Annotated in this window: 1 pseudogene; it reads right to left on the reverse strand. The window is 69.2% G+C overall.

Annotated features, from left to right (window positions below):
* Window positions 1-521, reverse strand: a pseudogene (locus tag FKP22_RS31335) (ATP-dependent DNA helicase RecG); the annotation flags it as partial.
* Window positions 522-1,087: the final 566 nt, after the last annotated feature.

A 1,087-nucleotide genomic window follows, 5' to 3' on the forward strand; every position in this document is an offset into this window, starting at 1 on the left:
TAGGCTTGTGGCAGCTGCGCGCCGGCCGGGTACACAGGGGTCAGCGCGGCCGCCAGCGGCGTGTGTTCGTCCACCGCCTTGAAGGTCGGGTGCACCATCTCGCGGCCGAAGAAGCCGCCACGCAATTCGCCACGCACGCGCACCCGCTGGCCCGTCGCCAGCGTCTTCTGGTGCGAGGGGTAGAAGTTGACGAAGCGCAGCACCAGCTCGTCGCCCGCGTCGTCATGCAGCCGTGCCACCAGCTGCCGCCGCGGCCGGAAGTCAACGCGGCATTCGACGATCTGCCCCTCGACCTGCGCCGTCTGCCCCGGCTGCAGCGCGGCAATCGCGCTCAGCCTGGTTTCGTCCTCGTAGCGCAGCGGCAGGTGCAGCGCCAGCGCCAGCGGCGTGTCCAGCCCCATGCGGTCCAGCGCCTTGGCCGGCGCGCTGCGCAGGTCGGCCTTCAAGGCCGGCTTGGCGTCCCCCGAGGCAGCGCCGTTCGGGGCATCGGTGGCAGGGCTGGCAGCTGGTGAACGCGGCATGGCCGGCATTCTCGCGTGACATCGCGCCTGCGCAGGTCCGCCCGTCCGGGCTCGGGTTCCCCCTGGGGTTCTCTTTTCTGACACAAAAAAGAGGCACCCACTTGCAGTTCCCGCCTGCAAACCGCGGCCGCCGGCAGCGACAATTGCGCCAGCGCCAAGACAAGGTTTCGCCCGCAAATCGCGGGGGCCATCAGGCGCTGCTCGAACAAACTGGACAGGTATGGTTGCCTTGCGTGTGATGGGTCGTTTGGTGGGTCGCTTGCTGTTGGGCCTGGCGCTGGTGCTGAGCGTGGCCGTGGGCCTGGCCTGGTCCTGGGACCATTCGGACAGTGCCGCGGCAGTCGCTGCCAGCGCCGACCCCAACAGCGCTTCGCGCTGAGACTTCACGCCGTGGCAGGCCTTGCGGACATCTCCGCATCGCCGCCCGGGCATCGGATGGGACAATCGGCCCATGTCCAGCTTTGAAGGCCAGTCAAGCCTGCAAGCCATGCCCCTGATCGAAGCCTCTTGCCCTGCCGGCGCCCCGGCGCCCCGCCAGTTCACGCTGGCCGACTTCGACTTCCCGC

Origin of the sequence: Ideonella azotifigens, from assembly GCF_006519715.1 — a bacterium.
GTDB lineage: Bacteria > Pseudomonadota > Gammaproteobacteria > Burkholderiales > Burkholderiaceae_C > Ideonella > Ideonella azotifigens.